Source organism: Pseudomonas marincola (genome assembly GCF_900116605.1).
Taxonomy (GTDB): Bacteria; Pseudomonadota; Gammaproteobacteria; order Pseudomonadales; family Pseudomonadaceae; genus Aquipseudomonas; species Aquipseudomonas marincola.
On the sequence record NZ_FPBC01000003.1, the window covers coordinates 172097 to 196853 of the forward strand.

A 24757-nucleotide genomic window follows, 5' to 3' on the forward strand; every position below is an offset into this window, starting at 1 on the left:
GGCGTAAAACAGCGCCTGTGCACTTACGCCGTCTAGCAGAATTTATATTTAGTTAATACTCGCCGCCTAAACTATGCGGCAACCGAATCCTCTGATTGAGATACACAAGTGATCGATAATCTACGTAACATCGCCATCATCGCCCACGTTGACCACGGTAAAACTACCCTGGTAGACAAACTCCTGCGCCAGTCCGGCACGCTTGATCGTAAAGAGCTTGAAAACGAGCGCGTGATGGACAGCAACGACCAGGAAAAAGAACGTGGTATTACCATTCTGGCGAAAAACACCGCGCTGAAATGGCACGACTACGACATCAACATCGTAGACACCCCGGGGCACGCCGACTTCGGTGGTGAAGTAGAGCGTGTAATGAGCATGGTTGACTCCGTGCTGCTGGTGGTTGACGCCCAAGACGGCCCGATGCCACAGACTCGCTTCGTAACGCAGAAAGCGTTCAAAGCCGGCCTGCGCCCAATCGTTGTAATCAACAAGATCGACCGTCCGGGCGCGCGTCCTGACTGGGTTGTTGACCAGATTTTCGACCTGTTCGACAACCTCGGTGCAACCGAAGAGCAGCTCGACTTCCCAATCGTTTATTGCAGCGCCCTGAACGGTATTGCAGGTCTTGAGCACGACAACCTGCAAGACAACATGGACCCGCTGTTCCAGGCGATCATCGACCACGTACCGGCTCCGGCTGTAGACGTTGATGGCCCGTTCCAGATGCAGATCTCGCAGCTGGACTACAACAGCTTCCTCGGTGTTATCGGTATCGGCCGTATCGCTCGCGGTAAGGTCAAGACCAACACCCCGGTTACCGCTATCGGTACCGACGGCAAGAAGCGCAATGGCCGTATCCTCAAGATCATGGGTCACTCGGGCCTGCAGCGCGTTGAAGTCGGCGAAGCTCAAGCCGGTGACATCGTTTGCGTCAGCGGCATGGACGAACTGTTCATCTCCGACACCCTGTGCGATCCGCTGACCGTTGAGGCGCTGGAACCACTGACCGTTGACGAGCCAACCGTGAGCATGACCTTCCAGGTTAACGACTCGCCGTTCTGCGGTAAGGAAGGCAAGTTCGTCACCAGCCGTAACATCAAAGAGCGTCTGGACAAAGAACTGCTGTACAACGTGGCACTGCGCGTTGAAGAAGGCGACAGCGCTGACAAGTTCAAGGTCTCTGGCCGTGGCGAACTGCACCTCTCGGTACTGATCGAAACCATGCGTCGCGAAGGCTTCGAGCTGGCTGTAGGTCGTCCTGAAGTAATCATCCGCATGGTTGACGGCGTTAAGCACGAACCATTCGAAAACGTCACCATCGACCTGGAAGAGCAGCATCAGGGCCCGATGATGGAACAGATGGGTAACCGTAAAGGCGACCTGACCAACATGGTTCCGGATGGCAAAGGTCGTGTACGTCTTGAGTACACCATTCCTGCGCGTGGCCTGATCGGCTTCCGTAACCAGTTCCTGACCCTGACTTCGGGTTCGGGCATCCTGACCAGCATCTTCAGCCACTATGGCCCGATGAAGTCGGGTGACATGGGCGGCCGCGTTCAGGGCGTTCTGGTTTCGAGCGCTACCGGTAAGGCACTGACTTACTCGCTGGAAACCCTGCAGGCGCGTGGCAAGCTGTTCCTCGGCCACGGCGATGACGTGTACGAAGGCATGCTGGTTGGTATCAACAGCCGTGACAACGACCTGGTTGTTAACCCAACCAAGGGCAAGAAGCTCGACAACATGCGTGCTTCCGGTAAAGACGAAACCATCGCACTGGTTCCGCCAATCCGTTACACCCTGGAACAGGCTCTGGAATTCATCGAAGACGACGAACTGGCTGAAATCACGCCTAAGTCGATCCGTCTGCGCAAGAAGTTCCTGCTTGAGACTGACCGTAAGCGTGCCAGCAAGAACTAAGTTCTAGCCAAGCGCTAAAAGCCCCGCCAGTTCCGCTGGCGGGGCTTTTTTATGGGTGGCAGAAATTACTTGGATCTGTGGACATTTTTTTCACAGACCGATTGCTAGCATCCGAGGCCTTGATAACGCATTGCTCTGTGCCACTGCATACGAGCTGTGAGCGATCGACTGGTTTAGGAGTTATTAATGCAATCATCTAACGCCAAGGAAAGGCAGGGTTGGGACTGGGCGGGGCTCGCCTGGTTATTCCTGTTCTTCTGGTATTTTTCGGGTGTTACCCAGGTTCTGATTCAACTGACCGGGACTAACGGTTTCACCAGTTTTCGTCAGGCATTCCTGGTCAGTGGCCTCTGGCTGATCCCGGTTTTACTGTTTCCCTCCAAGACCAAAAGCATTGCCGGTGGCATCGGTATCGTCCTCTGGCTGACCTCTTTGATTGGTCTGGGCTACTTTTGCATCTACGGCCAGCAGTTCTCGCAAAGCGTCATCTTCATCATGTTCGAGTCGAACATGGCCGAGAGCACCGAGTATTTCGGGCAGTACTTCGTCTGGTGGATGGTGCCCGTTTACCTGATTTACACGCTCGGTGCGTGGTTGATCTGGCGTAAAGTGCGTCCGCTGCATTCGGGTAAGTCGCAGTCGTATGCGCTGGCCGTCATCTTGGCGCTTTCGCTGATCGGCTATCCAGCGGTGCGCGAGTACCAGAAAAGCGGCCCGACGCAGGCTGCCATCGACAAATTTGAAGGGCGCTTTGAGCCCGCCGTGCCCTGGCAGTTGGTGGTGGGCTACAACAAGTACCGCAAGCAACTGGAAAACATGAACACCTTGCTTGAGGGCAATGCCAAGCTTGCACCGCTGACCAACATGGTCGAGGCGCGTGCGGATCAGCCGTCAACGCTGGTGCTGGTGATTGGCGAATCGACTAACCGTCAACGCATGAGCCTGTATGGCTACAACCGCGAGACCACGCCGGAACTGGACAAGTTGCGCGATCAGTTGCAGGTGTTCGATAACGTGGTTACGCCACGGCCCTACACCATCGAAGCCCTGCAACAGGTGCTGACCTTTGCTGACGAGAACAACCCTGATGGTTATCTGACCACGCCTTCGATCATCAACATGATGGAGCAGGCGGGTTACAAGACTTTCTGGATCACTAACCAGCAGACCATGACCAAGCGCAACACCATGCTCACCACGTTCTCCAAGCAGACCGACGAGCAGGTGTACCTGAACAACAACCTCAATCAGAATGCGCGCCAGTACGACGGCGATGTGCTCAAGCCGTTCAACAAGGCACTGGCCGACAAGGCCCCGCGTAAACTGATTGTGGTGCACTTGCTCGGCACGCATATGCGCTACAAGTACCGCTACCCCGAAGAGTTTGAGAAATTCACGGATAACAGCGGTGTGCCGAAATGGGTCACTGAGGATCAGCTGCCAACCTACAACAGCTATGACAACGCGGTGCTGTACAACGACTTCGTGGTCTCCAGTCTGATCAAAGAGTTTTCGGCCAGCCAGCCAGACGGTTTCCTGCTGTATCTGTCTGACCACGGCGAGGCGGTGTTCGACTCGGCCGATGGCGGTGTGATTGGGCGTAACGAAGGCAAGCCGACGGCGCCGATGTACACCATTCCGTTCATTGTCTGGGCTTCGGACAAGTGGAAACAGCACAGCTCGTTCGACTTCAAGTCGATGCTCAGTCGCCCGTACAGCAGCGCTAACCTGATCCATACATGGGCAGATCTGGCGGGCTTGAGCTTCGGTGAGTTGGACAAGAGCAAGAGCCTGATCAGCGATCAGTTCACCGTGCGGCCGCAGATTATCGGCGACCCGAGTCAGCCTAAGTCGTTAATCGACTTCAGCATGATCAAGACCCGTAAGAACCATCCGGCGCCGGATGAACAGGTGAGCAACCAGCCGCTGATAAAAAGCGGAACCTGATCCGCCGCTACAGGTTTGCACCCGCCCATAAAAAATCCCGCCGATGCGGGATTTTTTATGCCTGCTGTCAGCGAACAGCTTTGGGAATGTACGCGCAGTAACCGGGGCGCGGGCCAATCTTCGGGTGATTGCGGCAGGTTTCCGGGCGCTTGTCGTAAATGGTGCACAGGCGTGTTTTGCGATCGAGATACAGGCAGTCGTTGTTCGACATGCGCGTCAGGGTAAAGATGCCCGACTTCTGGTTATAACGCTCGACGATGCCTTCTTTCTGCAAACGCTTGGCGACATTCTTCGGCGGGTCGCCACGCTCGAACTCATCGACCACGCCCATGCGAATCAAGTCGCTAATGCGCACCTCAACAGGCAGCGTGCAGCAGCTGGAGTTGCAGCTGTGACACATGTCGCTGGTGTATTTGGCCCACGTGTCGAGGCGGTCAATTTCTGCGGCGGCGATCAGGTTGTTTTTCATCGGTCTGCTAAGCGTAGGAGGGAGTTGCGGCGGGTGATGATAGCGGCGTCTGCTTATTTGTGAAGCGTCTTCTGCTCGCCGGTGGTTAATCCAGCAGTTAAATCAGGCTGATGGGCTTTGCTGGCAGGGCGAATTGGCGCGCATCACTCGTTGAAGTCAGCGGGCGACGTTGAGCTGAGTGGTGAGATCACCGGCTTTTGTGAACAAAAAGTGTGACGCAAATCTAATGCAATATTTGCAAAACTGACTAGATTTGATCAGTTGGTCATGCCTATAACAATAAAATAAGGAATACCCTTTGAAACGCATCCTAACTCCGCTTGCTGTGGCGTGCTTGCTCGCCGGTTATTCAACGTCCAGCCATGCTGGCCCCTTCTCAAGCTTGGTGGTATTTGGCGACAGCCTCAGTGATGCCGGCCAGTTTGCTGATCCGGGCGGCCCCGCTGGCGCCACCAACCGCTTCACCAACCGTGTCGGCCCGACCTATCAAAACGGCAGTGGTGAGATCTTCGGATCAACCTCGCCAATGTTGTTGGGCGAACAGCTCGGTTTAGGTGCGCAAACGCCATCGACCTCGCAAGTATTTGCCGATCAAGGTCTGGCTGACGGTAATAACTGGGCTGTGGGCGGTTACCGCACCGATCAGATTTATAACTCAATCACCCAGGCCGGTGGCTCGGTTGCCGGCACTCGCACCCGTGATGGTTATCTGGTTGATTTAGCGAATCGCGGTCTGAGCCTTGATCCGAATGCGTTGTTCTACGTTAACGGTGGCGGTAACGATTTCCTGCAGGGCACGATTTTTGTCACCGGGCCAGCGGCTGCGGCCACCCAGCTGGCAGATAGTGTGCGCGCGCTGCAAGGCGCTGGCGCTCGATACATCATGGTCTCGTTGTTGCCAAACGTGGGCACAACACCGGCTATTTCGGGTATGCCTTTGGCGCCAACCGTTAGCGCGATTGGCCAAGGGTTCAATGCCGAGCTGGTCCGTCAGCTCGCGCAGATTGATGCGCAAATCATTCCGTTGAACGTGCCGGCACTGTTTACTGAAGTGCTGCAAAATGCGGGCTCTTATGGTTTTGATACCACGCAAAATCTAACCGGCAGCTGTTTTGCCGATTGCGCCAACATCAATGCCACGTGGGGCATCAACAGCGCCACGCCAGACCCCAGCAAACTGCTCTACAACGACGGTGTTCACCCAACCACGGCGGTTCAGCAGATAGTTGCTGACTACGCCTATTCGCTGCTCGCCGCGCCATGGGAAGTCAGCCTGTTGCCAGAAATGGCGCACGGCACCTTGCGTGCGCATCAAGATCAGCTGCGTAATCAATATGTCGCTGATTGGGAGGCGTGGCAGCCGGTCGGTCAGTGGCGCGCCATTGTGGCCGGTGGCGGACAGCGGCTGGATTTTGACAGCCAGGCGGCAGCGCCAAGTGGCGACGGTGATGGCTACAGCTTGAAAGTTGGCGGCAGCTACCGGCTTGATGACAGCTGGCGGGTTGGCCTGTTGATGGGCCTTTATGAGCAAAATCTGGAAGTGGGCAGCGCCGACTCTGATTACGACATGCGCAGTTATTTGGGCAGCGTGTTTGCGCAGTACCAGCGTAACCGCTGGTGGGCTGACGCTTCGCTCAGCGCGGGCTATCTGGATTATCACGATCTCAAGCGCAAAATCGATTTGGGCCGTGTTGAGCGCGTTGAAAAAGGCGACACCGAAGGCTCCTTGTGGGGGCTCTCTGCGCGTGCCGGTTACGACATTGCCCAGCCGGGTAGCAATTGGCACCTGAGCCCATTTATCAGCGCCGACTATGCCAAGGTTGAGGTCGACGGCTACGCTGAGTCCGGTAACCGTTCTACAGCGTTGACCTTTGGCGATCAGGACCGTACCTCCAAGCGCTTGGGCATTGGTCTGCAAGGGCGTTGGGCGGTGACGCAAGCCACCCAGCTATTCGCTGAGATTGCCCACGAAACTGAGTACGATGACGACAGCACGGACGTGCGTACCTCGCTCAACAGCTTGCCGGGCATCGACTACGAACTGGCGGGCTACATCCCCGACGATAACCTCGATCGCGCCAGTCTCGGTTTCAGCCAGCAACTGACGAGCGACCTGGCATTGCGTGGCGTTTATAGCCTGAGCAAGAGCGACGACAACAAGCAGCAAGGTGTTGCGCTGTCACTCGCCTGGGACTGGTAAGTACCGATGGGCGGCAGCAGGAGACGCTGGCGCCCATAAACGGTTAAACTGCATGCGATTTCCTATCCTTGGAGCCTCACATGTCACGCGTTACCCTGAGCCGCTATCTGATCGAGCAAACCCGCAGCCACAATACTCCGGCTGATCTTCGCTTCTTGATTGAAGTTGTTGCACGGGCCTGCAAGGCGATCAGCCATCAAGTGTCGAAAGGTGCACTGGGCGGCGTGCTCGGCAGCATGGGTACTGAGAACGTGCAGGGTGAGGTGCAGAAAAAGCTCGACGTGATCTCCAACGAAATCCTTCTCGAAGCCAACGAGTGGGGCGGTCACCTGGCCGGCATGGCTTCCGAGGAGATGGACAACGCTTATCAAATCCCAGGCCGTTACCCGAAGGGTGCTTACCTGCTGGTATTCGATCCGCTGGACGGCTCGTCGAACATCGACGTCAACGTCTCGGTCGGTACCATTTTCTCGGTACTGCGTTGCCCTGATCGCAAAGGCGACAAGGGTGATCTGGGTGAAGAAGCGTTCCTCCAGCCTGGCTCTCAACAAGTATGCGCTGGCTATGCCATTTATGGCCCGCAAACCATGTTGCTGCTGACCATGGGCAATGGCGTTAAAGGCTTCACCCTGGACCGTGAACTGGGCAGCTTCGTGCTCACCCACGACGACATCAAGGTGCCTGAGGCCACTCAGGAGTTCGCCATCAACATGTCCAACCAGCGTCATTGGGAAGAGCCGGTCAAGCGTTACGTCGGCGAGTTGCTGGCTGGCGCCGAAGGCCCGCTGAAGAAGAACTTCAACATGCGTTGGATTGCCGCCATGGTTGCCGACGTTCACCGTATTCTTACCCGCGGCGGCCTGTTCATGTACCCGCGCGATAACCGCGACGACAAGCCGGGCAAGCTGCGCCTGATGTACGAGGCCAACCCGATGGCCTTCATCATCGAGCAGGCGGGCGGTGTAGCCACCGACGGCAACCAGCGGATTCTCGATATCCAGCCGACCTCGTTGCACCAGCGTGTGCCGGTGTTCCTCGGCTCTAAAGAAGAAGTCGAGCGCGTCACCGCTTACCACCAGGAGTAATGCATGACAGCGCCTTGGCAACCCTTGCACGAGTGGTGGTTCGGCGCTGATGTGCAGGCAGCCGCACATGAAATTGCGGCTGCGCGCGGCAAACTCTGGTTTGGCAAAAACGTCATGCAGGACAACGAGGCGCGTGAGCTGTTTGCGCCTCTGGTGCGTGATGCCCTGGCCGGGCAGTTGAATGACTGGCTGACTGATCCGCGAGGCTTGTTGGCAGTTGTGCTGTTGCTCGACCAGCTGCCTCGCATGATCTACCGCAATAACCCCAAATCGTTTGCAGGTGACTCGCAAGCTCAGGCAATGGTGCGCGATGGCATCGAGGCCGGGCTGGACCAGCAGTTGCAGCCGATTGAGCGGGTATTCATCTATCTGGTTCTCGAACATGCCGAAGACCCCGGCCAGCAGCGTCGTGCGGTCGCCCAGTTTCGGCGCTTGCTTGATGAGGCCGGCCCGGCAGACCAGCTGGTCTTTGCTGATTATCTTGATTACGCCGAGCGCCATCAGCGCGTGATTGAGCGTTTTAACCGCTTCCCCCACCGCAACACTGTGTTGGGTCGTCGCTCCAGTGGCGAAGAAGTGGCTTTCCTCAAGGAACCCGGCTCGCGGTTCTGACGTCCAATTGAGCAGATTGCCAAGTGCTGTGCCAGACTTGTGCATCAATCCAACCGCAGCGCGCTTGAACCAGCGCATGCGGTATTTGTATGTCATATAACAAGGGAGTTGATCATGCCGCTGCGTAACTTAGCGCTGTTGGGCAGTTGTCTGTTGATTGTCGCGTGCAGCAAGGTCAATCAAGAAAACTACGCCAAGCTTGAATCCGGAATGACCAAGCCTGAGGTCGAAAAGCTGTTAGGCGCACCGGATGACTGTGCCGGTGCAATGGGCATGTCGAGCTGCACCTGGGGCGATAGCAAGCATTTCATCAGCGTGCAGTATGCAGGTGACAAGGTGATTATGTTTTCCGGTGAAGGCCTGAAGTGAGGAGCTTAAATTGATGCGTTTTCTATTGGTATTGCTGGCCCCGCTGGTGCTGGCCGCGTGTGCGAATTCGGGTACTGGTTCGGTGCCGCCGAAAACAGTCGACAAGGTTAATCTGGAGCGTTATCAGGGCACTTGGTACGAACTGGCGCGCTTGCCGATGTTCTTCCAGCGCAACTGCGCGCAGTCCGAAGCGCATTACGATCTGCGTGATGACGGCACGGTGGGCGTGCTCAATCGTTGCCGCAGCGCTGAGGGCGGCTGGCAAGAAGCCCAAGGCACCGCTGTTCCCCAGGTTCAGGGCAAGACCGACAAACTGTGGGTGAGCTTCGATAACTGGTTCAGCACGCTGCTGCCGGGCGTTAGCAAGGGCGAGTACTGGGTGTTGTATCTCGACGATGACTACACCACCGCAGTCGTCGGCAGCCCGGATTACGAATACCTCTGGATTCTGTCACGCACCCCCGAGGTTACTGAGTCGGTGCGCGACAATCTGGTCGACGTTGCCCACGGCCGTGGCTATGACACCAGCAAGCTGATCTGGCGCACGCCGGACTCGAAAATGCCGGCCGAGTAAGCTGTTGCAGGGCGCGCGTGAGTCAGGCTTATTGCCAGTTCAGGCGTGCCAGCAACCATTGATCATCGACGCGCCACCACTCAAGTTCTACGCTGTAGTGGCGGGCGCTGTCGGGGATCAGCCCTTTGGCACCGGTTAGCGCGATTTGTGCCTGAGTGCGACCAATATTCTGATACACCGGATCGATCTGGCTCTGCTTGCTCAGCGCGAGCACCCGGACGTTCTTGTGGCGCAGAAACAGCAAGGTCATGGTGCGTTTGGCCCAGTCGCGGTCATACATCTGTTGCGCACTGAAGTCGTCGTGCAGTTGCTCCATCACAGCGCTGTTGCGCTTGTTCTCAAGGCTCTCCTGCAGGCGCTCAACCGCCGCTTCCAGTTCACTTTGCGGTGTTGTGTCTGCCGAGCAACCGAGCAGTTGGGTCAGCAACAGAATAAATGCCAGACCAAACGTTTTAACTGCCATACATAGATGCCTTTTCATGGTTATGATGCCCGACGGAGTGTCGCACGCAATCAGTCAGCACTGGCGTCATGAAGGTGAGGACTTTGCGTCACGCAAGCGAAAGTCAGGAGTATGTCATGCAGACGCTGTACCCGGAGATCAAGCCTTACGCACGCCATGAGTTGTCCGTCGAGGCGCCGCATGTGCTTTATGTCGATGAAAGCGGCTCGCCCGACGGCCTGCCGGTGGTCTTTGTTCACGGCGGCCCAGGCGCTGGTTGTGATGCGCTGAGCCGGCGCTTCTTCGACCCTAATCTCTATCGCATTATCACGTTTGATCAGCGCGGCTGTGGCCGTTCGACGCCGCATGCAAGCCTCGAAAACAACACCACCTGGGATCTGGTGGCTGACATGGAGATAATCCGTGAGCACCTGAATATCGATAAATGGGTGCTGTTTGGCGGTTCCTGGGGTTCAACCTTGTCGCTGGCCTACGCGCAAACCCACCCCGACCGGGTTAGCGCCCTGATTCTGCGTGGCATCTTCCTGTGCCGTCAGCAGGAATTACAGTGGTTCTATCAGCAAGGTGCGAGCCGCATGTTCCCGGATTTCTGGCAGGACTATGTCGCGCCAATCCCTGTTGATGAGCGTGGCGATATGATTCAGGCCTTCTACAAGCGCCTCACCGGCCCTGATCAGATCGCCCAGATGCACGCTGCCAAGGCCTGGTCGACGTGGGAAGGGCGTACTGCCACCCTGCGCCCCAATCCGCAGGTGGTGGAGCGTTTCAGCGAGGCGCACCGTGCGCTGTCGATTGCGCGCATCGAGTGCCATTACTTCGTCAACAACGCCTTTCTTGAGCCGAATCAGCTGCTCAATAACATGCCAAACATCGCCCACTTGCCGGGCATAATCGTGCACGGCCGGTACGATGTGATCTGCCCGCTTGAGAACGCCTGGGAGCTGCATCAGGCCTGGCCGAATAGCGAGTTGCAGATTATCCGCGATGCCGGGCACGCGGCCTCGGAAGTCGGCACCACCGATGCGCTGGTGCGAGCGGCCGATCAAATCGCCCATCGTCTACTCAACTTGGCACCGGATGAAGCATGAAAGCACTGATTCAACGTGTTAGCAGTGCGCGGGTCGAGGTGGCTGCAACCTGCGTGGGCGCTATCGAGCAAGGCTTGCTGGTGCTGGTTGGCGTCGAGCCGCAGGATGATCAGGCGAGCGCCAGCAAGATGCTCCACAAGCTGCTCAACTACCGGGTATTCAGTGATGCAGATGGCAAGATGAATCTGTCGCTGAGCGATGTGCAGGGCGGGTTGTTGCTGGTTTCGCAGTTCACGTTGGCGGCTAATACCAAAAGCGGTCTGCGCCCGAGCTTTTCCAGTGCCGCGCCGCCACAGCAAGGTGCTCAGGTATTCGATGAGTTGGTCGCGATGGCGCGCAGCAAGCACGCGCAAGTGGCGACCGGCGAGTTTGGTGCCGACATGCAGGTGCATCTGGTCAATGACGGGCCGGTAACCTTCCTGCTGGAAACCTGATACGCACTTTTCCGCGATCACATAAACGCCTGCGAAGCCCTCTGAAATCTGGCTTCGCAGGCGTTTTGCGTTCAACCGTTTGCCAGTGCTTCGCTAACGAAGTCGAGGCGGTCCTGGCCGAAGAACAGCTGCTCACCAACAAACATCGTAGGGGCACCGAATGCGCCGCGCTTGATGGCGTCTTCGGTAATGGTCTTGAGACGTTCCTTGACCGCCTCATCGCTGACCATCGCCAAGAAGGCTTGCGGATCGAAGCCGTTATTGGCTAGGACTTCGCCGAGTACCTGCGGGTCGCCGAGGTTCTGTTTGTCGACCCACATGGCGCGAAACACGCATTCGACGTAACGCGCGAAATGTTCGGTGCCCAAATAGCCTGCCGCGCCGCGCATCAGGGTAATCGTGTTGATCGGGAAGTGCGGGTTGAAATTCATCTCGACCTGATAGCGCTTAGCGAAGCGGGCCAGGTCCTGAAACATGTAGCGGCCCTTGCTGGGGATCATCGCCGGCGACTGGTTGCCAGTGGCCTTGAATACTGCACCCAGCAGCATCGGCTGCCAGATGATTTCGGCGCCTGCCTGCTGGGTTATTTCAGGCAGTTGAGTCCAGGCCAGATAACTTGCTGGGCTGCCAAAGTCGAAAAAGAACTCTACGGTTTTACTCATAATGATGTGCTCATGTCAGCGATTTATTGTTGTGTGCCCGTGCGCTCAGAAGGTTTCCTGCCAGGGGCGCAGATCCATCTCATGAACCCAGCAATCTCGCGGCTGGATGTGAATATTCCAGTAGGTGTCGGCGATGTGATCGGGGTTGAGAATGCCATCCTGATCCTTCTTCGCGTACATCTCGGGAAAGGTTTCGCGGATAAACGCGGTGTCGATGGCGCCATCAATGATCGGGTGCGCAACATGAATGCCCTTGGGGCCTAGTTCACGGGCCATGCTCTGGGCCAGTGCGCGCAAAGCAAACTTGGCTCCGGCGAAAGCACAGAAACCGTTGCCGCCGCGCAGTGATGCCGTGGCGCCGGTGAAAATGATGGTGCCTTGATTACGTGGCAGCATCACTCGCGCCGCTTCGCGACCGGTGAGAAAACCCGACAGCGCAGCCATCTCCCAGACCTTGCGGTACACGCGCTCGGTGGTTTCGGTAATCGAGAACCGCACATTGGCGCCAATGTTGAACACCACAACTTCCAGCGGGCCGACCTCACGCTCAATGGTCTCGACCATTTCGACCACCTGGCTCTCGATACGGGCGTCACAACCAAAGGCTCTGGCCTGACCTCCGGCGCTGGTGATGTCGTCCACCAGCGGCTGCAATTTCTCGGCATTACGCCGCGCCACACACGCCACATAGCCTTCGCGGGCAAACCGTTTGGCAATTGCCGAGCCGGTTGCATCGCCCGCGCCCACCACCAGAATCGCTTTTTGTTGGTTCATTTTTGCCTCGATGGGTTCTATTTTGGAACTTATAAGATAGTCAGTTCCATTTTAGAACTTGTCAAGCTACTCTAACACCGTACTCGACGGAGGCTGATTAATGCGCTGGGAACAACTGGACCAACAACCGTGCTCGCTGGCGCGCACGCTCTCGGTGGTGGGCGATCGCTGGACGCTGCTGGTGCTACGCGAATGCTTTCTAGGCGTGCGGCGTTTCGATGAGTTTGAAAGTCGCCTCGGTGTTACCCGCCATGTGCTGGCTGACCGCCTGAAAAAACTGGTGGAGGCCGAGGTTCTGGTCAAACAGGCTTATCAGCAGCGGCCTGTGCGCGAGGAATACCGGCTGACGCCGAAAGGACGGGATCTGTATCCGGCGGTATTGGCGCTGGTCAATTGGGGAGACCGCCACATGAGCGGCGCAGAAGGCCCGCCGATTCGACATATCCACAAGCCCTGTGGCCAGCACATGCATGGCGTACTGGTGTGCTCCGAGTGCGGTGAGCCGTTGCAAGCCGCTGAGGTGATGCTGGAAGAGGGCGAGGCGTTTCGCGGGCAGCTATTACCCGCGCACTGGCATCAGCAGGGCGAGCGCTAACAGGAACTTAGAACAAGCGCGCGAGCAGGGCGGTAACGGCCGTCTCGACGCGCAGGATGCGTTGTCCGAGTTGCACCGGTGTCATCCCCGCGCCTTGCAGTAAATCGATCTCATAGGGGATCCAGCCGCCTTCCGGACCTATCGCCAGGGTAACTGCCTGAGTCACTGCGCGTGGGCACTCCGGGTATTCGCCGGGGTGTCCGACCAGCGCCAGACTGCCTGCGGCTAGTTGCGGCAAGCGATCTTCGACAAAGGGTTTGAAGCGTTTCTCGATGATCACCTCGGGCAGCACAGTATCGCGTGCCTGCTCCAGGCCCAGAATCAGTTGCTCACGAATGGCTTCGGGGTGCAGAAACGGCGTTTGCCAGAAGCTCTTCTCGACCCGATAGCTGTTAAGCAAAACCAGGCGCGGTACGCCCATGCTGCTGACGGTTTGTAGCACGCGGCGCAGCATTTTCGGCCTGGGCATGGCGAGCAGCAGCGTCAGCGGTAATTTGGCGGGAGGCGGCTGGTTGAGTTCGATCTGGATTTCGGCCTGATCGCTGCCCAGCTGCAAGATCTTGCCTGTGCCCATCAGGCCATCAAGGCGGCCCACGCGCAGGGTGTCGCCGGTTTCGGCGCGGTGCACTTCATGCAAATGCTGCAACCGCCGGCCGCGCAACAGGGCGCGGTCGGTGGTGATGAAATCAGCATCTTCGAGGAGCAGTAAATTCACGGTTGAGCAGCAGGCGGCTGGTCGTCGTGGCCTGTCTCGGCATCGCGGGTTGGCGTGCTGGCTGGCGCATCTTCAGGCATTTCGTCTTCTTCGCTGTATTCGCTGCGGCGTTTCACCAGCGCGCCAAACAGCAAGCCGGTCTCGAACAGCATCCACATCGGCACCGCGAGCAAGGTTTGCGAGAAAATATCCGGCGGGGTCAACACCATGCCGATGGCGAAGCAGCCAACGATCACGTAGGGGCGGCTCTTGCGCAGGGTTTCGACTTCGATGATGCCGACCCAGATCAGCAGGAAGGTCGCGACCGGAATCTCGAAGGCCACGCCGAAGGCAAAGAACAGGGTGAGCACGAAGTCGAGATACTGGCCGATGTCGGTCATCATCTCGACGCCTTCCGGGGTCACGCTGGCAAAGAAGCCGAACATGATCGGGAACACGACAAAGTAGGCGAATGCCATGCCGCCGTAGAACAGGAAAATGCTGGAGATCAGCAGCGGTACGGCAATGCGCTTCTCGTGCTTGTACAGGCCGGGCGCGATGAAACCCCAGATCTGCTGCAGGATGATCGGCATCGACAGGAACAGGGCGACCATCAAGGTCAGCTTGAACGGCGTCAGGAACGGCGATGCCACGCCGGTCGCGATCATGGTGGCGCCTGCGGGCAGGTACGCACGCAGTGGCGCGGCGACGAGCGCGTAGATGTCTTGAGAGAAGTAAAACAGTCCGGCAAACAGCAGCAGTACTGCAACAACGCTACGCAGCACCCGTGTGCGCAACTCAGTCAGGTGCGAGATCAGGGGCATTTCCTGATCGCTTTGGCTATCTCGGCTCATGGTTGTGAGGCTTTATCCTGGCTGGCGTCTGGAGTAGGAGAGGGCGGTGTTTGCGGCTTGGCAACCTCGGCAGCCGGCGTGCTGGTTGCCGGCTTGGGCTCTGCAGGCGTTGGCTCGGTGTTGGCGGTAAACGGGGCGGTGATCTCTTGTTTCATCGCCTTCATTTCGCGCTCAAGGTCGAGAATCTGCTCGTTGTGCAGTTGCCGGCGAATTTCGTCGGCGCCTATCTCGCGCTCAACTTCAGCCTTCATGGTGTTGAAGCTGCGTTTGATACGGCCAATCCATAGCCCGGCAGTGCGCACCGCTCCCGGCAACCTTTCGGGGCCAAGAACCAATAATGCGACCAAGCCAACCAATAGCAGCTCGGAAAAACCTACATCGAACATGAGGACGTGCTCTCAGGGTGCCAGGATAAAACCACTGCGCCTGCAAGCAGCCAAATGTCCGCTCAATCGGGCGTTTGGCTGCTTGCAGGCATTGTTCACAAAAAATCAGCGCTGCTTAGTCTTTCTTGGCAGGCTCTTCGACTTTGTGCGCCTGGGCATCAATCGTCTGCCCTTGCTTCTCTTCAACGGAAGGCTTTTCGGCCTCGTCGGTATTCATCGATTTACGAAAGCCTTTGATCGCATCACCGATGTCCGAGCCCATGCCTTTGAGGCGTTTGGTACCGAACAGCATGACCACGATCAGCAGGATGATCAGGAGTTGCCAGATGCTAATGCCACCGAAACCCATGCGAATTACTCCGTTGTTATCATTAGATTAGGATTGTGGACGTGCGGCTTTTTCCGCATGCCCAGAAAGTCCAAAACGTCTGTCCAGCTCATCAAGCACAGCTTGCGGATGTTGCCCCAGCGAGGCCAGCATCACCATGCTGTGAAACCACAAGTCAGCAGTTTCGTAGATCACGTCACTGCAATCACCACTGTTTGCCGCGTCTTTAGCCGCAATAATGGTTTCAATAGATTCTTCGCCAAGCTTCTCAAGAATCTTGTTTAGGCCCTTGGCGTACAAACTCGCCACGTAGGAGGAGTCCGCAGCGGCGCCTTTGCGTGATTCGAGCACTTCGGCCAGTCGGTTGAGCGTATCAGTCATGGCCGTTTCCCTTCTGGTAAATACTCTGCGGGTCTTTGATCACCGCATCAACGGTTTTCCAGCCGCCATTTTCAAAAACCCGATAAAAGCAGCTTTCACGACCCGTATGGCAAGCTATGCCGCCGAGTTGTTCAACCTTGAGGATAATCACGTCAGCGTCGCAATCGAGGCGCAGTTCATGCAGTTTCTGCACGTGGCCGGATTCTTCGCCCTTGCGCCACAGCTTGGCGCGCGAGCGAGACCAGTAAATCGCCCGCTGCTCGCTGGCTGTCAGGGCCAGCGCTTCACGGTTCATCCAGGCCATCATCAGCACGCGGCCAGTGAGGTGGTCCTGAGCGATTGCCGGTACCAGTCCGTCACTGTCCCACTTGATTTCATCGAGCCAATCGTTCATCACATCGTCCGCCCATGCGGGCTTTTCAAATAGGTTTGTCGGGGCTACTCGGCGGCATTCGCCGAGCAACCTCTACACAGGTCTAGTGTGCCAGCACCGCTGCGGCCTGGCTATCGGCGCAGCACCAGGAATATTCCGCCGGCGAGCATGGCCCAGCTTGGCCAGACCAGCAGGCTCAGGCTTAGACCCTGAGTCACCGCGCCAGCAATCAACGCCGCGCCCAGCAGGCGTGATGCCCAGCCGTAGCGGCTTTGCGGCGTGACAGGTGCCGCGACTTGTTGCTGGTTCAGGCGGTCTAATGTGTCGCGCGCCATTTGCGACAGGTGCGGCACTTGTTCCGCCTGCAACTGCAGGTTACGCAGAACATTGCGCGGGCTTACTCGTTCACGCATCCAGCGCTCCAGAAACGGCTGCGCGGTGCTCCACAGGTCGAGATCGGGGTAGAGCTGGCGCCCCAGCCCTTCGATATTCAGCAGGGTTTTTTGCAGCAAGACCAGTTGCGGCTGCACTTCCATGTTGAAGCGCCGGGCAGTCTGGAACAGACGCATCAGCAGTTGGCCGAAGGAAATATCCTTGAGCGGTTTTTCGAAGATAGGCTCGCACACTGTGCGGATGGCGGCTTCAAAATCATTGACCTTGGTGGTCGCAGGAATCCAGCCAGAGTCGATGTGCAGTTGCGCCACGCGGCGGTAGTCACGCTTGAAGAAGGCAATCAGGTTGCGCGCCAGATAGTCCTGATCTTCAGGGGTGAGGCTGCCGATGATGCCGCAGTCGATGGCGATGTATTGCGGGTTCCACGGCTGGCGATTGCTGACAAAGATATTGCCGGGGTGCATGTCGGCGTGGAAGAAGCTGTCGCGGAAAACCTGAGTGAAGAAAATCTCGACGCCGCGTTCGGCCAGCAGCTTCATGTCGGTGCGCTGATCGGCCAGGGTGTCCAGATCGGTAACCGGCACGCCGTAGATTCGCTCCATGACCAGCACTTGCGGGCGGCAATAGTCCCAGTAAACCTGCGGCACATAGAGCAGCGGTGAATCTTCGAAGTTGCGGCGCAGCTGGCTGGCATTCGCCGCCTCGCGGAGCAGGTCGAGTTCGTCGTAGATGGTCTTCTCGTAGTCGCTGACCACTTCGACCGGGCGCAGCAGACGGGCATCTGCCGAAGCCTTTTCGGCTAATTTGGCGAGCAGGAACAGCCAGGCGATGTCCTGGCGAATCACCGGTTTGAGGCCGGGGCGAATCACCTTGATCACCACTTCTTCGCCGCTCTTGAGCTGCGCCGCGTGCACCTGCGCAATCGAGGCCGAGGCCAGTGGTTGAGCATCGAAACGGGCGAACTTGTCACTGACTTTAGCGCCCAGTTGCGCCTCGATCAGCGCCTTGGATTGCACCGGATCGAAGGGCGGCACCTGATCCTGCAGCCTGGCCAGTTCGTCGGCGATATCAGGCGGCATCAGGTCGCGACGGGTCGAGAGCAGTTGGCCAAACTTGATAAAGATCGGCCCGAGGTCTTCCAGCGCCAGACGCAAGCGCTCGCCGCGGGAAAGGTTCAGCGTTTTGCGCGGCAGCCAGCGCCACGGCAACAGGTAGCTCAGTGCGCGCACCCAAAACGGGATTGGCAAGGCGAGTAGCAGGTCATCCAGTTGGTAGCGGATGATGACCCGCTGGATACGCAGTAAACGACGGGCGGCAAGCAGCTTCATGCTTTCGGCTTTTTCAGGTTGGCGAGGCGCTCAACGCGGGCGTCGAGGCGATCCAGGGCGATTTTTAGCGAGTCGAGTTCGGCAAAGCGTGCTTGCGCTTCCCGCTCGCCGACCAGACTGCGCGACTCTTCACTGAGGTAGTCGGTGAGGTTCAGACGCAAGCTGTTCAAGGTCTGGCTGGTCCAGTTGTAGCGGCTGCGCAAATGGCTGCTGAGCAACTGGCTGGCCACCGGGCCAAGCCAGCGCGACAGTTCGTATTCCCAGTCGAGCTGCAAGTCCTGAAGGATTGCGGCGAGATCGAGCAGGGCGGCGCTGTCGCCTTCGAGGCTGACGTCCTGGCTGTGCAATATGGCGGTCTTGTCTGCGCTCAGGCCCAGTTGCAGCAGTTTGCTGGCACTGGCGCGCAAGCGACACGCTACATCGCCTTCCCACTGAGAGGCGAGGCGAATGCCCTGGCCGTCGGCAAGAATGAACAACTGCACAGCCGGGCTCTGGCATTCGACCGCAATCACCCGGCCATTCAGGCGCGCCAGTCGTGGCAGCGCTGTGCTGTCCATGACCAGTACGCGATTAAGGCCCAGTTCGATGCTGGCCAGAATGCCGCTGAGCATCATCAGGGTTTGATACCGCGATGCAGGGCGACAATGCCGCCTGTCATGTTGTGGTAAGTGGTGCGCTCGAAACCGGCGTCGATCATCATGCCCTTAAGGGTTTCCTGATCGGGGTGCATCCGAATCGACTCAGCCAGATAACGATAGCTGTCGGCGTCGTTGGTGATCAGCTTGCCAATCAGCGGCATCACGCGGAACGAGTAGCTGTCGTAAGCCTTGGAGAGCATGTCGCTGGACGGTTTGGAAAACTCCAGTACCAGCAGTCGGCCGCCCGGCTTGAGTACGCGCAGCATTGAGCGCAGGGCGTCTTCTTTGTGGGTGACGTTGCGCAGGCCGAAGGCGATGGTGACGCAGTCGAAGTGGTTGTCGGGGAAAGGCAGTTTTTCGGCGTCGGCCTGAACGAACTGCACATTGCCCGAGACACCTTTGTCGAGCAGGCGGTCGCGGCCGACCTTGAGCATCGACTCGTTGATGTCGGCCAGCACCACTTCACCGGTCGGGCCTACCAAACGCGCAAACTGGCGCGCCAGATCGCCCGTGCCGCCGGCAATATCCAGAACCCGGTTGCCGGTACGTACGCCAGACAGTTCGATGGTGAAACGCTTCCACAGGCGGTGCATGCCGCCAGAGAGCAAGTCGTTCATGACATCGTACTTGGCAGCTACAGAGTGGAACACCTCGGCGACTTTCTGCGCCTTTTGGCTTTCGGGAACATCCTTGAAGCCAAAGTGTGTGGTGGGTTCGCTGTCGTTGCTCTTGCGCGGGTCGTTCATATCGCGGCACCTGAATCAAAGTGGCCGCTATTCTAAACCTGCGACTGGCCTTATGTCTTGGCATGCGCTACAGGTGGTGTGAGCGAAATCGCCACAGGGGCTGATATAGTCACGTCTATCAAGTTGCTGTCTGGAGTGGATACATGGCCAAGATTGTTGTTGAACGTACGCATTCACTGGGTCGCGATGCCGCTCGCGAGAAGGCGGAGTACCTTGCCGAGCGCCTCGCCGAGCGGTATGACGTGCGCTACCGCTGGAATGGCGACACGCTGGAGTTCAAGCGCAGCGGGGCCGACGGCAGCATTGATGTCGGTGATAACAATGTGCTGGTAAAGCTCAATCTGGGGCTGTTGCTCTCTGCACTGAGCCCGACCATCAAGCGTGAAATCGAAACAGTGCTGGATAAACACCTGCAAGCCTGACAGCGAGTTGCGGCTATTTTTGATCCTAGTATGTGGTTTCTAATTTTTCTCGGTACCTTGCTCTCAAGCCTGCGAAGTGTGGGCGTTTCCTCTTAATAATGATGAGTGAGGTGCACCATGTCCAAAGTGATCGCAAAGAAGAAGGTAGAGGCTGCTGTTGAAGACAAATCCAGCACCCTGGGCGACGTTAAGGTTTACGCGCGCAAAATTTGGCTGGCTGGTCTTGGCGCATACGCCAAGGCGGGTCAGGAAAGCGGTGAATATTTCAAAGAGCTGATCAAGGCCGGTGAAGGCGTTGAGAAGACCGGCAAGAAGCTGGTTGATGACCAGCTGGAAGCTGCCAACACGCAGATTGTTCAAGTTAAAAGCAGTGTTGTTGGTGTGAAGAGCAAGTTCGAAGTTCAACTCGACAAAATTGAGCACGCATTCGATTCGCGCGTTGCTGCTGCTCTTAACCGTATCGGCATCCCATCCAAGCAAGACGTTGAAGTTCTGTCTGCTAAGCTGGATGAGCTGAACGCATTGCTCGATCACGTCGCGCGTACCAAGTAAGGAGAGCACCATGGCTGTTAAGAAAAAAACAGAAAAAGTAGAAAAGCAGACGACCTCTTGGGTCGGTGGTATTGAAAAGTACTCCCGTCAAATCTGGCTGGCCGGTTTGGGCGCTTATTCAAAAGTCAGCAAGGACGGCAACAAGCTGTTCGACTCGCTGGTTAAAGATGGCGAGAAAGCTGAGAAGCAAGCCAAGACCGAAGTCGACAAGCAAGTTGGCGCGGTTAAATCCAGCGTTGATACTCGCGTGGGTTCAGCCAAGTCCAGAGTTGATGGCGTTAAAGATAAAGCCATCGGCAAGTGGGGTGAGTTGGAAGAGGCTTTTGACAAGCGTCTGAACAACGCGATCTCACGCTTGGGCGTGCCTAGCCGCAATGAAGTCAAAGCACTCAACACTAAAATTGAAAGCCTGACTGCACAAATCGAAAAGCTGACTGGTGTATCGGTCAAGACAGTTGCCAAGAAGCCGGTTGCAAAAACTGCAGCTAAGCCTGCGGCCAAACCCGTTGCTAAAGCGGCCGCTAAACCCGCCGCCAAGAAGCCGGTAGCCAAAGCTGCTGCTAAACCTGCAGCTGCCAAGCCCGCTGCCAAAGCAGCCGCTAAACCTGCTGCGGCAAAACCAGCTGCTAAAGCCGCTGCAAAACCGGCTGCCAAGCCCGCCGCGCGTAAACCTGCGGCACGCAAGCCAGCGGTAGCCAAGCCCGCCGTCAAGCCGGCGGCTCCGGTAGCGACTCCAGCTGCGCCAGCGGCTACCGCAACGCCCGCTGCAGCTCCGGCAGCAACGCCAGCTGCAACTGCTACACCTTCCGCACAGTCGTAAGACGCGCTGATGTGAAAACGCCCGGCCAAGTGCCGGGCGTTTTTATGGGTGTTGCGGCTTGTGCTCAGGTTTCCAGGTAACGCTGCGCCAAGTGCTCTGCGGCAAAACGCGACTCGTTGTCCAGATGCGGCGCGACCAGCATCATGACCTGATAAACCACCACCCGGCTTTCGCCTTCCTTGCCGATGATGCGCTGATAGTCCAGCGAGAACAGCAGGGTCATGGTGATCTGCTCAACCAGTTGACCCAGGGTTTGGGTGTCGCCCAACAGGGCATTGTCTTCACTCAGACGGGCCAGCAACGACGCCAGCGTGCGCTTGAGCGAGTTGAGCCAGAGGCGCATGCCGTGGGCTATTTTCGGCAGCCGTCCGGTCAGATTCGAAAGGTCCTGAAACAGGAATCGGTATTGAGCCATGCGCTCGACAATCAGGTGCAAAAACAACCAGTAGTCTTCAACCTCCAGCACCACGTTTTCTGGCGGGTCGAGCAGCGGTGCGAGTTCAGCCTGGAATCGTTCGAACAGGCCGGTAATGAGCGGCTCTTTACCGTGAAAGTGGTAATAGAGATTGCCGGGGGAGATTTCCAGTTCGTTGGCGATCTCAAGTGTCGAGACGTTAGGCTCGCCCTCTTCATTGAATAAATGCAGGGCGCATTCAAGGATGCGGTCGCGGGTTTTCATGCACAGCTCTGAGTTGGCCAGCTAAGCCCTGAAGATAACCGTCAGCAGGGCGTTCGACTAGCGCTTGGATGGCAGTATTTAGTTAGCTCAGTCAAAAGAACGGGCAGGATGGCCTGCCCGCTGGTAACGCTCTTATCAAATAGCCGTTTAGCGCACGTGAACGTAAGTGCCAGGCGCGGCTTCCAGTGCCGGATGGCGTTGATTGCCGATGGCCACAATGGTTTCACGCTGCTCGCCGGAGCGCTCCTGTATCCACTCCAGCCACACCGGCCACCAACTGCCCGGCGTTTGCTTGGCATCGTAATACCAGGCGCGAGGATCTGAAGTCATTTTCGGGTTGTCGTAGTAGTTGGATTTGCTGTTGCCGGGTGGGTTGAGAATGCTCTGGATATGGCCGCTGTTGGACAGCACGAAGCGCCGGTTACCGCCGAGCAGCAAAGCCGAGCGATAAACCGCATCCCACGGGGTGATGTGATCGTTGATTCCGGCCACGCTGAAACTGTCGATATTGACCTTCTGCAGGTCTATCGGCGTGCCGCAGATCTCCAGCCCAGCGCTGCGCGCGAGCGGGTTATGTTTGAAAAAGTCGATCAGGTCGCCATGCAGCGCAGCGGGCAGACGCGTGTTGTCGTTGTTCCAGTAGAGAATGTCGAACGAAGGAGGCTGTTTGCCCAACAGGTAATTGTTGACCCAGTAGTTCCAGATCAGGTCATTGGGGCGCATCCAGGCAAACACCTTGGCCATGTCGCGACCCTCAAGAACACCCTGCTGGTAGGAGCGGCGCTTGGCCGTTTCGAGGGTTTTCTCATCGGCGAAGAGCATGGCCGGGCTGTCGATCTGGCTGTCCAGCAAGCTCACCAGATAGGTACTGCTGGCCACTTTTTTCAGCTGGCGCTTGGCTTGCAGATGGCCGAGCAGGGCGGCAATGGTCAGCCCGCCAGCGCAGGCGCCCATCAGGTTGACGTCTTTACTGCCGGTGATATCGCGGCAGGCATCAATGGCTTCTTCAAGCGCTTCTACATAACTCGACAGGCCCCACTCGCGATGTTGTGGCGACGGGTTACGCCAACTGACCACGAATGTCTGCAGGTTATTTTTCAGGGCGTATTGGATCAGGCTTTTTTCAGGCGAGAGGTCGAAAATATAAAACTTGTTGATCTGCGGTGGCACGATCAGCAGGGGCTTGAGGTACTGCTTCTCGCTCATCGGCCTGTACTGAATGAGTTCGATCAACTCATTGCGAAACACCACTGAGCCCACTGTTGTGGCCACATTGCGACCGACTTCGAAGGCGTGTTTGCTGACTTGGCTGGGCAGGCCGTTGTTGTTCATCAGGTCATCGTATAGATGATTGAGGCCTTTGAAGACGCTGCTGCCGCCGCTGTTGAACAGCTCTTTGACGGCCAGTGGATTGAGCAGCGAGTTGGATGGCGACAGCGCGTCGCTGATGATTGAAAGCACGAACTTGGAGCGCGCCCGGTCATCGGCCGATAAATCGCTTTCCTCGACCCACTTGTTCAGTTGCGCCTGCCAGGCCAGATACGCCTGCAAACTCCGGCGATAGAATGGATTCAGCTGCCAGGTCGGATCACTGAAGCGGCTGTCCTGCGGGTTGACCTTGTGCGGCGCATCGCCCATCAAGACACGGCCAAGTTGGCTGCCAAACGCCGCTAAATGCTTGGCACTGTGCATCGGTTGTTTGAGCCCTTGCAGGGCAAGGGTGCGCAGCGTTGAGGCGAAGTCGCGACCGCGCAGACCCGCGATCGCTGTTTGTGCATTCATGTGCTTGGCGGGGGGTGAAAAGCTCCCGCTATTAGTCTTGTTTTGCATCAGGCAGCACTCCATTACTAGAACATTGAGCCCAAGGTTCAGGATTGGTCAGCAAGGCTTATACCAATGCATGCAAAAGGTGCATGCCAGAGCGGGGCAGCCTGCTTTGAAGAAGCAGGGCATGGGCGCAAATGACTCAAATATAGACAGCAAGCACTACAATTGTGCGACAGCAAAGCGACCACGCGCTCAATGAGCGCGTGTCACTGCCGGTTCAGGGTGCATGATTGCGCGCTGCTTCTCGACCGCCAGAAACTTCATGATGATGGGCGCTACAGCTTCTGCCCGGGTCACCAGAAACAGGTGGCCGTCGTCGATGACATGCAACTCGGAGTTGGGGATGCGCCACGCCAGCATGCGCATGTTGATGAGGGGAATAATCGGGTCGTCATCACCCGCCAGCACCAGGGTTGGTTGGCGGATCTTGTGCAGCCAGTGGATGCTGGTCCAGCCTAATCCTGCAAACAGCTGCCAGTAATAACCGACCTTGCCAGAGGAGCGGACTTTACTGGCGTGCGCCATTGCCAGATCCGGGTCGCGCCGAAATGCACCGCCATAAATGTGCGGTGCAATGCGCACGCCGTAGGAGGGCTGAACATAGCGCCGTGGGCTGGCCATGCGCATGAGCACCTTGGGCTTGCCCGGTATCATCACAGCGCCTGCCGAAGTGGCAGCCAGCACCAGTTTTTTGCAGCGCTCGGGGTAATCGTGAGCAAACTGCTGCGCCAGTGCCCCGCCCCAGGAAACCCCAATCGCGTTGACTTGCCCGTAGTCCAGGTAGTCGAGCATGCGTGCCGCCAGTTTGGCTAATCCGGGAAAGCGAAAAGGTGTACTGGGCGTAGATGAACCACCCACGCCAGGTACATCGAATGCGATCACTTCAAGTTCCGGATCGAGCGCGCGAACAAACGGCATGACCAACTCGAGGTTGGCGCCGATGCCGTTGAAGATAAGCAGCGGCGCAATAGCGCTGTCGCCCGGACGCACAGCGGTGCGGATGGTTTGACCATCGATGTCGATGGTGCGGAAAACGAATGGACGCGACATACACTAATCCCTATCAGTTAATACGCTGGGCCTGACCAGTACCGGTGATTCCCAGCAAGCCGGATTCGCGCGCCGGACAAGCCGGTTTTGCGAG

29 protein-coding genes are annotated in these 24757 nt (G+C 57.4%); 13 read left to right on the plus strand and 16 right to left on the minus strand.

Annotated elements, in window-relative coordinates; all coding sequences use genetic code 11:
• Nucleotides 1-108: 108 nt before the first annotated feature.
• Both typA and cptA read left to right on the plus strand, forming a co-directional pair.
• Entirely contained in the window at nucleotides 109-1920 is a 1812-nt protein-coding gene (typA, locus tag BM395_RS07090; RefSeq protein WP_069898419.1) for a translational GTPase TypA, read from the plus strand.
• A gap of 186 nt (nucleotides 1921-2106) precedes the next feature.
• Nucleotides 2107-3867: a phosphoethanolamine transferase CptA gene (cptA, locus tag BM395_RS07095; protein ID WP_090510109.1), complete on the plus strand. Its 1761-nt coding sequence runs from the start codon at nucleotides 2107-2109 to the stop codon at nucleotides 3865-3867.
• Between the two features lie 67 nt (nucleotides 3868-3934).
• Here the strand turns inward: cptA and BM395_RS07100 are convergent, their stop codons facing one another.
• Nucleotides 3935-4336 (minus strand): YkgJ family cysteine cluster protein, encoded by a 402-nt coding sequence (locus BM395_RS07100; RefSeq protein ID WP_069898417.1) that lies wholly within the window; start codon nucleotides 4334-4336, stop codon nucleotides 3935-3937.
• 298 nt (nucleotides 4337-4634) lie between these two features.
• On the opposite strand from BM395_RS07100, the gene estP reads away from it, so the two are divergent.
• The 5 genes from estP (at nucleotide 4635) to BM395_RS07125 (ending at nucleotide 9176) form a co-directional block, all read left to right on the plus strand.
• Nucleotides 4635-6536, plus strand: a complete 1902-nt coding sequence (gene estP, locus BM395_RS07105; RefSeq protein WP_212633016.1) for an esterase EstP — start codon at nucleotides 4635-4637, stop codon at nucleotides 6534-6536.
• Nucleotides 6537-6616: 80 nt separating this feature from the next.
• A complete protein-coding gene (locus BM395_RS07110) occupies nucleotides 6617-7621 on the plus strand; it encodes a class 1 fructose-bisphosphatase (RefSeq protein ID WP_069898415.1) in 1005 nt (334 codons plus the stop codon).
• Between the two features lie 3 nt (nucleotides 7622-7624).
• Nucleotides 7625-8233, plus strand: coding sequence for a DUF924 family protein (locus BM395_RS07115; RefSeq protein ID WP_090510111.1), 609 nt, complete (start codon nucleotides 7625-7627; stop codon nucleotides 8231-8233).
• 114 nt (nucleotides 8234-8347) lie between these two features.
• Complete coding sequence (locus tag BM395_RS07120; protein WP_069898413.1) at nucleotides 8348-8602, plus strand: hypothetical protein; 255 nt, start codon at nucleotides 8348-8350, stop codon at nucleotides 8600-8602.
• A 10-nt stretch (nucleotides 8603-8612) separates the two neighbouring features.
• Nucleotides 8613-9176: a lipocalin family protein gene (locus BM395_RS07125; RefSeq protein WP_170827719.1), complete on the plus strand. Its 564-nt coding sequence runs from the start codon at nucleotides 8613-8615 to the stop codon at nucleotides 9174-9176.
• Nucleotides 9177-9204: 28 nt separating this feature from the next.
• On the opposite strand, the gene BM395_RS07130 is transcribed toward BM395_RS07125, so the two are convergent.
• Complete coding sequence (locus BM395_RS07130; protein ID WP_090510114.1) at nucleotides 9205-9639, minus strand: hypothetical protein; 435 nt, start codon at nucleotides 9637-9639, stop codon at nucleotides 9205-9207.
• Between the two features lie 116 nt (nucleotides 9640-9755).
• Here BM395_RS07130 and pip point away from each other — a divergent pair, with 116 nt between their 5' ends.
• Together pip and dtd are read left to right on the plus strand one after the other, a co-directional pair.
• Nucleotides 9756-10727 carry a prolyl aminopeptidase gene (gene pip / locus BM395_RS07135; protein WP_090510115.1) on the plus strand — a complete coding sequence of 324 codons (972 nt, stop codon included), beginning with the start codon at nucleotides 9756-9758 and terminating at the stop codon, nucleotides 10725-10727.
• On the plus strand, nucleotides 10724-11161 hold the full coding sequence (gene dtd, locus BM395_RS07140; RefSeq protein WP_090510118.1) for a D-aminoacyl-tRNA deacylase: 438 nt from the start codon (nucleotides 10724-10726) through the stop codon (nucleotides 11159-11161). The genes pip and dtd overlap by 4 nt, the downstream gene beginning before the upstream one ends.
• A gap of 71 nt (nucleotides 11162-11232) precedes the next feature.
• Here the strand turns inward: dtd and BM395_RS07145 are convergent, their stop codons facing one another.
• Nucleotides 11233-11823 carry a 2-hydroxychromene-2-carboxylate isomerase gene (locus BM395_RS07145; protein WP_090510120.1) on the minus strand — a complete coding sequence of 197 codons (591 nt, stop codon included), beginning with the start codon at nucleotides 11821-11823 and terminating at the stop codon, nucleotides 11233-11235.
• A 45-nt stretch (nucleotides 11824-11868) separates the two neighbouring features.
• On the minus strand, nucleotides 11869-12597 hold the full coding sequence (locus tag BM395_RS07150; protein ID WP_090510123.1) for an SDR family oxidoreductase: 729 nt from the start codon (nucleotides 12595-12597) through the stop codon (nucleotides 11869-11871).
• Nucleotides 12598-12697: 100 nt separating this feature from the next.
• Between BM395_RS07150 and BM395_RS07155 the strand changes: the two genes are divergently transcribed.
• Nucleotides 12698-13192 (plus strand): winged helix-turn-helix transcriptional regulator, encoded by a 495-nt coding sequence (locus BM395_RS07155; RefSeq protein ID WP_090510127.1) that lies wholly within the window; start codon nucleotides 12698-12700, stop codon nucleotides 13190-13192.
• A gap of 7 nt (nucleotides 13193-13199) precedes the next feature.
• On the opposite strand, the gene BM395_RS07160 is transcribed toward BM395_RS07155, so the two are convergent.
• The 9 genes from BM395_RS07160 to ubiE all read right to left on the minus strand — a co-directional run bounded on the left by BM395_RS07160 (nucleotide 13200) and on the right by ubiE (nucleotide 19313).
• A complete protein-coding gene (locus tag BM395_RS07160; RefSeq protein WP_090510129.1) occupies nucleotides 13200-13907 on the minus strand; it encodes a 16S rRNA (uracil(1498)-N(3))-methyltransferase in 708 nt (235 codons plus the stop codon).
• Nucleotides 13904-14740, minus strand: a complete 837-nt coding sequence (gene tatC / locus BM395_RS07165) for a twin-arginine translocase subunit TatC (protein WP_069898404.1) — start codon at nucleotides 14738-14740, stop codon at nucleotides 13904-13906. The genes BM395_RS07160 and tatC overlap by 4 nt, the downstream gene beginning before the upstream one ends.
• The gene (gene tatB / locus BM395_RS07170; RefSeq protein ID WP_090510132.1) at nucleotides 14737-15126 is read right to left on the minus strand and encodes a Sec-independent protein translocase protein TatB; all 390 of its coding nucleotides are present in this window, start codon (nucleotides 15124-15126) and stop codon (nucleotides 14737-14739) included. Before tatB ends, tatC begins: the two co-directional genes overlap by 4 nt.
• Before the next feature lie 115 nt (nucleotides 15127-15241).
• On the minus strand, nucleotides 15242-15475 hold the full coding sequence (tatA, locus tag BM395_RS07175; protein WP_069898402.1) for a twin-arginine translocase TatA/TatE family subunit: 234 nt from the start codon (nucleotides 15473-15475) through the stop codon (nucleotides 15242-15244).
• 27 nt (nucleotides 15476-15502) lie between these two features.
• Nucleotides 15503-15835 (minus strand): phosphoribosyl-ATP diphosphatase, encoded by a 333-nt coding sequence (locus BM395_RS07180; protein ID WP_069898401.1) that lies wholly within the window; start codon nucleotides 15833-15835, stop codon nucleotides 15503-15505.
• Complete coding sequence (gene hisI, locus BM395_RS07185) at nucleotides 15828-16229, minus strand: phosphoribosyl-AMP cyclohydrolase (RefSeq protein WP_090510135.1); 402 nt, start codon at nucleotides 16227-16229, stop codon at nucleotides 15828-15830. Before hisI ends, BM395_RS07180 begins: the two co-directional genes overlap by 8 nt.
• 110 nt (nucleotides 16230-16339) lie before the next feature.
• On the minus strand, nucleotides 16340-17929 hold the full coding sequence (gene ubiB / locus BM395_RS07190; RefSeq protein WP_090510137.1) for a ubiquinone biosynthesis regulatory protein kinase UbiB: 1590 nt from the start codon (nucleotides 17927-17929) through the stop codon (nucleotides 16340-16342).
• Nucleotides 17926-18543 (minus strand): ubiquinone biosynthesis accessory factor UbiJ, encoded by a 618-nt coding sequence (locus tag BM395_RS07195; RefSeq protein WP_090510140.1) that lies wholly within the window; start codon nucleotides 18541-18543, stop codon nucleotides 17926-17928. The genes ubiB and BM395_RS07195 overlap by 4 nt, the downstream gene beginning before the upstream one ends.
• A complete protein-coding gene (gene ubiE / locus BM395_RS07200) occupies nucleotides 18543-19313 on the minus strand; it encodes a bifunctional demethylmenaquinone methyltransferase/2-methoxy-6-polyprenyl-1,4-benzoquinol methylase UbiE (protein WP_069898397.1) in 771 nt (256 codons plus the stop codon). The genes BM395_RS07195 and ubiE overlap by 1 nt, the downstream gene beginning before the upstream one ends.
• Nucleotides 19314-19456: 143 nt before the next feature.
• Between ubiE and BM395_RS07205 the strand changes: the two genes are divergently transcribed.
• The 3 genes from BM395_RS07205 to BM395_RS07215 all read left to right on the plus strand — a co-directional run bounded on the left by BM395_RS07205 (nucleotide 19457) and on the right by BM395_RS07215 (nucleotide 21107).
• Entirely contained in the window at nucleotides 19457-19735 is a 279-nt protein-coding gene (locus BM395_RS07205) for a polyhydroxyalkanoic acid system family protein (protein ID WP_069898396.1), read from the plus strand.
• A gap of 117 nt (nucleotides 19736-19852) precedes the next feature.
• Nucleotides 19853-20287 carry a phasin family protein gene (locus tag BM395_RS07210; RefSeq protein ID WP_090510142.1) on the plus strand — a complete coding sequence of 145 codons (435 nt, stop codon included), beginning with the start codon at nucleotides 19853-19855 and terminating at the stop codon, nucleotides 20285-20287.
• Between the two features lie 10 nt (nucleotides 20288-20297).
• Nucleotides 20298-21107 carry a phasin family protein gene (locus BM395_RS07215; RefSeq protein WP_069898394.1) on the plus strand — a complete coding sequence of 270 codons (810 nt, stop codon included), beginning with the start codon at nucleotides 20298-20300 and terminating at the stop codon, nucleotides 21105-21107.
• A 64-nt stretch (nucleotides 21108-21171) separates the two neighbouring features.
• Here BM395_RS07215 and BM395_RS07220 read toward each other — a convergent pair whose 3' ends face one another.
• From BM395_RS07220 to phaZ, 3 genes are all read right to left on the minus strand, one after another.
• Nucleotides 21172-21786, minus strand: a complete 615-nt coding sequence (locus tag BM395_RS07220) for a TetR/AcrR family transcriptional regulator (RefSeq protein WP_090510145.1) — start codon at nucleotides 21784-21786, stop codon at nucleotides 21172-21174.
• Between the two features lie 147 nt (nucleotides 21787-21933).
• Nucleotides 21934-23616 (minus strand): class II poly(R)-hydroxyalkanoic acid synthase, encoded by a 1683-nt coding sequence (gene phaC, locus BM395_RS07225; RefSeq protein ID WP_090510147.1) that lies wholly within the window; start codon nucleotides 23614-23616, stop codon nucleotides 21934-21936.
• 189 nt (nucleotides 23617-23805) lie between these two features.
• Entirely contained in the window at nucleotides 23806-24663 is an 858-nt protein-coding gene (gene phaZ, locus BM395_RS07230; protein ID WP_069898391.1) for a poly(3-hydroxyalkanoate) depolymerase, read from the minus strand.
• Between the last annotated feature and the right edge of the window lie 94 nt (nucleotides 24664-24757).

Coding starts and splice junctions, on each gene's coding strand:
- dtd (WP_090510118.1), top strand. CDS start 10,724: ATGAAAGCACTGATTCAACGTGTTAGCAGTGCGCGGGTCGAGGTGGCT.
- BM395_RS07115 (WP_090510111.1), top strand. CDS start 7,625: ATGACAGCGCCTTGGCAACCCTTGCACGAGTGGTGGTTCGGCGCTGAT.
- BM395_RS07100 (WP_069898417.1), bottom strand. CDS start 4,336: ATGAAAAACAACCTGATCGCCGCCGCAGAAATTGACCGCCTCGACACG.
- ubiE (WP_069898397.1), bottom strand. CDS start 19,313: ATGAACGACCCGCGCAAGAGCAACGACAGCGAACCCACCACACACTTT.
- BM395_RS07210 (WP_090510142.1), top strand. CDS start 19,853: ATGTCCAAAGTGATCGCAAAGAAGAAGGTAGAGGCTGCTGTTGAAGAC.
- BM395_RS07130 (WP_090510114.1), bottom strand. CDS start 9,639: ATGGCAGTTAAAACGTTTGGTCTGGCATTTATTCTGTTGCTGACCCAA.
- pip (WP_090510115.1), top strand. CDS start 9,756: ATGCAGACGCTGTACCCGGAGATCAAGCCTTACGCACGCCATGAGTTG.
- phaC (WP_090510147.1), bottom strand. CDS start 23,616: ATGCAAAACAAGACTAATAGCGGGAGCTTTTCACCCCCCGCCAAGCAC.
- tatC (WP_069898404.1), bottom strand. CDS start 14,740: ATGAGCCGAGATAGCCAAAGCGATCAGGAAATGCCCCTGATCTCGCAC.
- BM395_RS07180 (WP_069898401.1), bottom strand. CDS start 15,835: ATGACTGATACGCTCAACCGACTGGCCGAAGTGCTCGAATCACGCAAA.
- tatA (WP_069898402.1), bottom strand. CDS start 15,475: ATGGGTTTCGGTGGCATTAGCATCTGGCAACTCCTGATCATCCTGCTG.
- BM395_RS07195 (WP_090510140.1), bottom strand. CDS start 18,543: ATGATGCTCAGCGGCATTCTGGCCAGCATCGAACTGGGCCTTAATCGC.
- ubiB (WP_090510137.1), bottom strand. CDS start 17,929: ATGAAGCTGCTTGCCGCCCGTCGTTTACTGCGTATCCAGCGGGTCATC.
- BM395_RS07110 (WP_069898415.1), top strand. CDS start 6,617: ATGTCACGCGTTACCCTGAGCCGCTATCTGATCGAGCAAACCCGCAGC.
- hisI (WP_090510135.1), bottom strand. CDS start 16,229: ATGAACGATTGGCTCGATGAAATCAAGTGGGACAGTGACGGACTGGTA.
- BM395_RS07120 (WP_069898413.1), top strand. CDS start 8,348: ATGCCGCTGCGTAACTTAGCGCTGTTGGGCAGTTGTCTGTTGATTGTC.
- BM395_RS07150 (WP_090510123.1), bottom strand. CDS start 12,597: ATGAACCAACAAAAAGCGATTCTGGTGGTGGGCGCGGGCGATGCAACC.
- cptA (WP_090510109.1), top strand. CDS start 2,107: ATGCAATCATCTAACGCCAAGGAAAGGCAGGGTTGGGACTGGGCGGGG.
- BM395_RS07155 (WP_090510127.1), top strand. CDS start 12,698: ATGCGCTGGGAACAACTGGACCAACAACCGTGCTCGCTGGCGCGCACG.
- tatB (WP_090510132.1), bottom strand. CDS start 15,126: ATGTTCGATGTAGGTTTTTCCGAGCTGCTATTGGTTGGCTTGGTCGCA.
- BM395_RS07145 (WP_090510120.1), bottom strand. CDS start 11,823: ATGAGTAAAACCGTAGAGTTCTTTTTCGACTTTGGCAGCCCAGCAAGT.
- BM395_RS07215 (WP_069898394.1), top strand. CDS start 20,298: ATGGCTGTTAAGAAAAAAACAGAAAAAGTAGAAAAGCAGACGACCTCT.
- phaZ (WP_069898391.1), bottom strand. CDS start 24,663: ATGTCGCGTCCATTCGTTTTCCGCACCATCGACATCGATGGTCAAACC.
- BM395_RS07220 (WP_090510145.1), bottom strand. CDS start 21,786: ATGAAAACCCGCGACCGCATCCTTGAATGCGCCCTGCATTTATTCAAT.
- BM395_RS07205 (WP_069898396.1), top strand. CDS start 19,457: ATGGCCAAGATTGTTGTTGAACGTACGCATTCACTGGGTCGCGATGCC.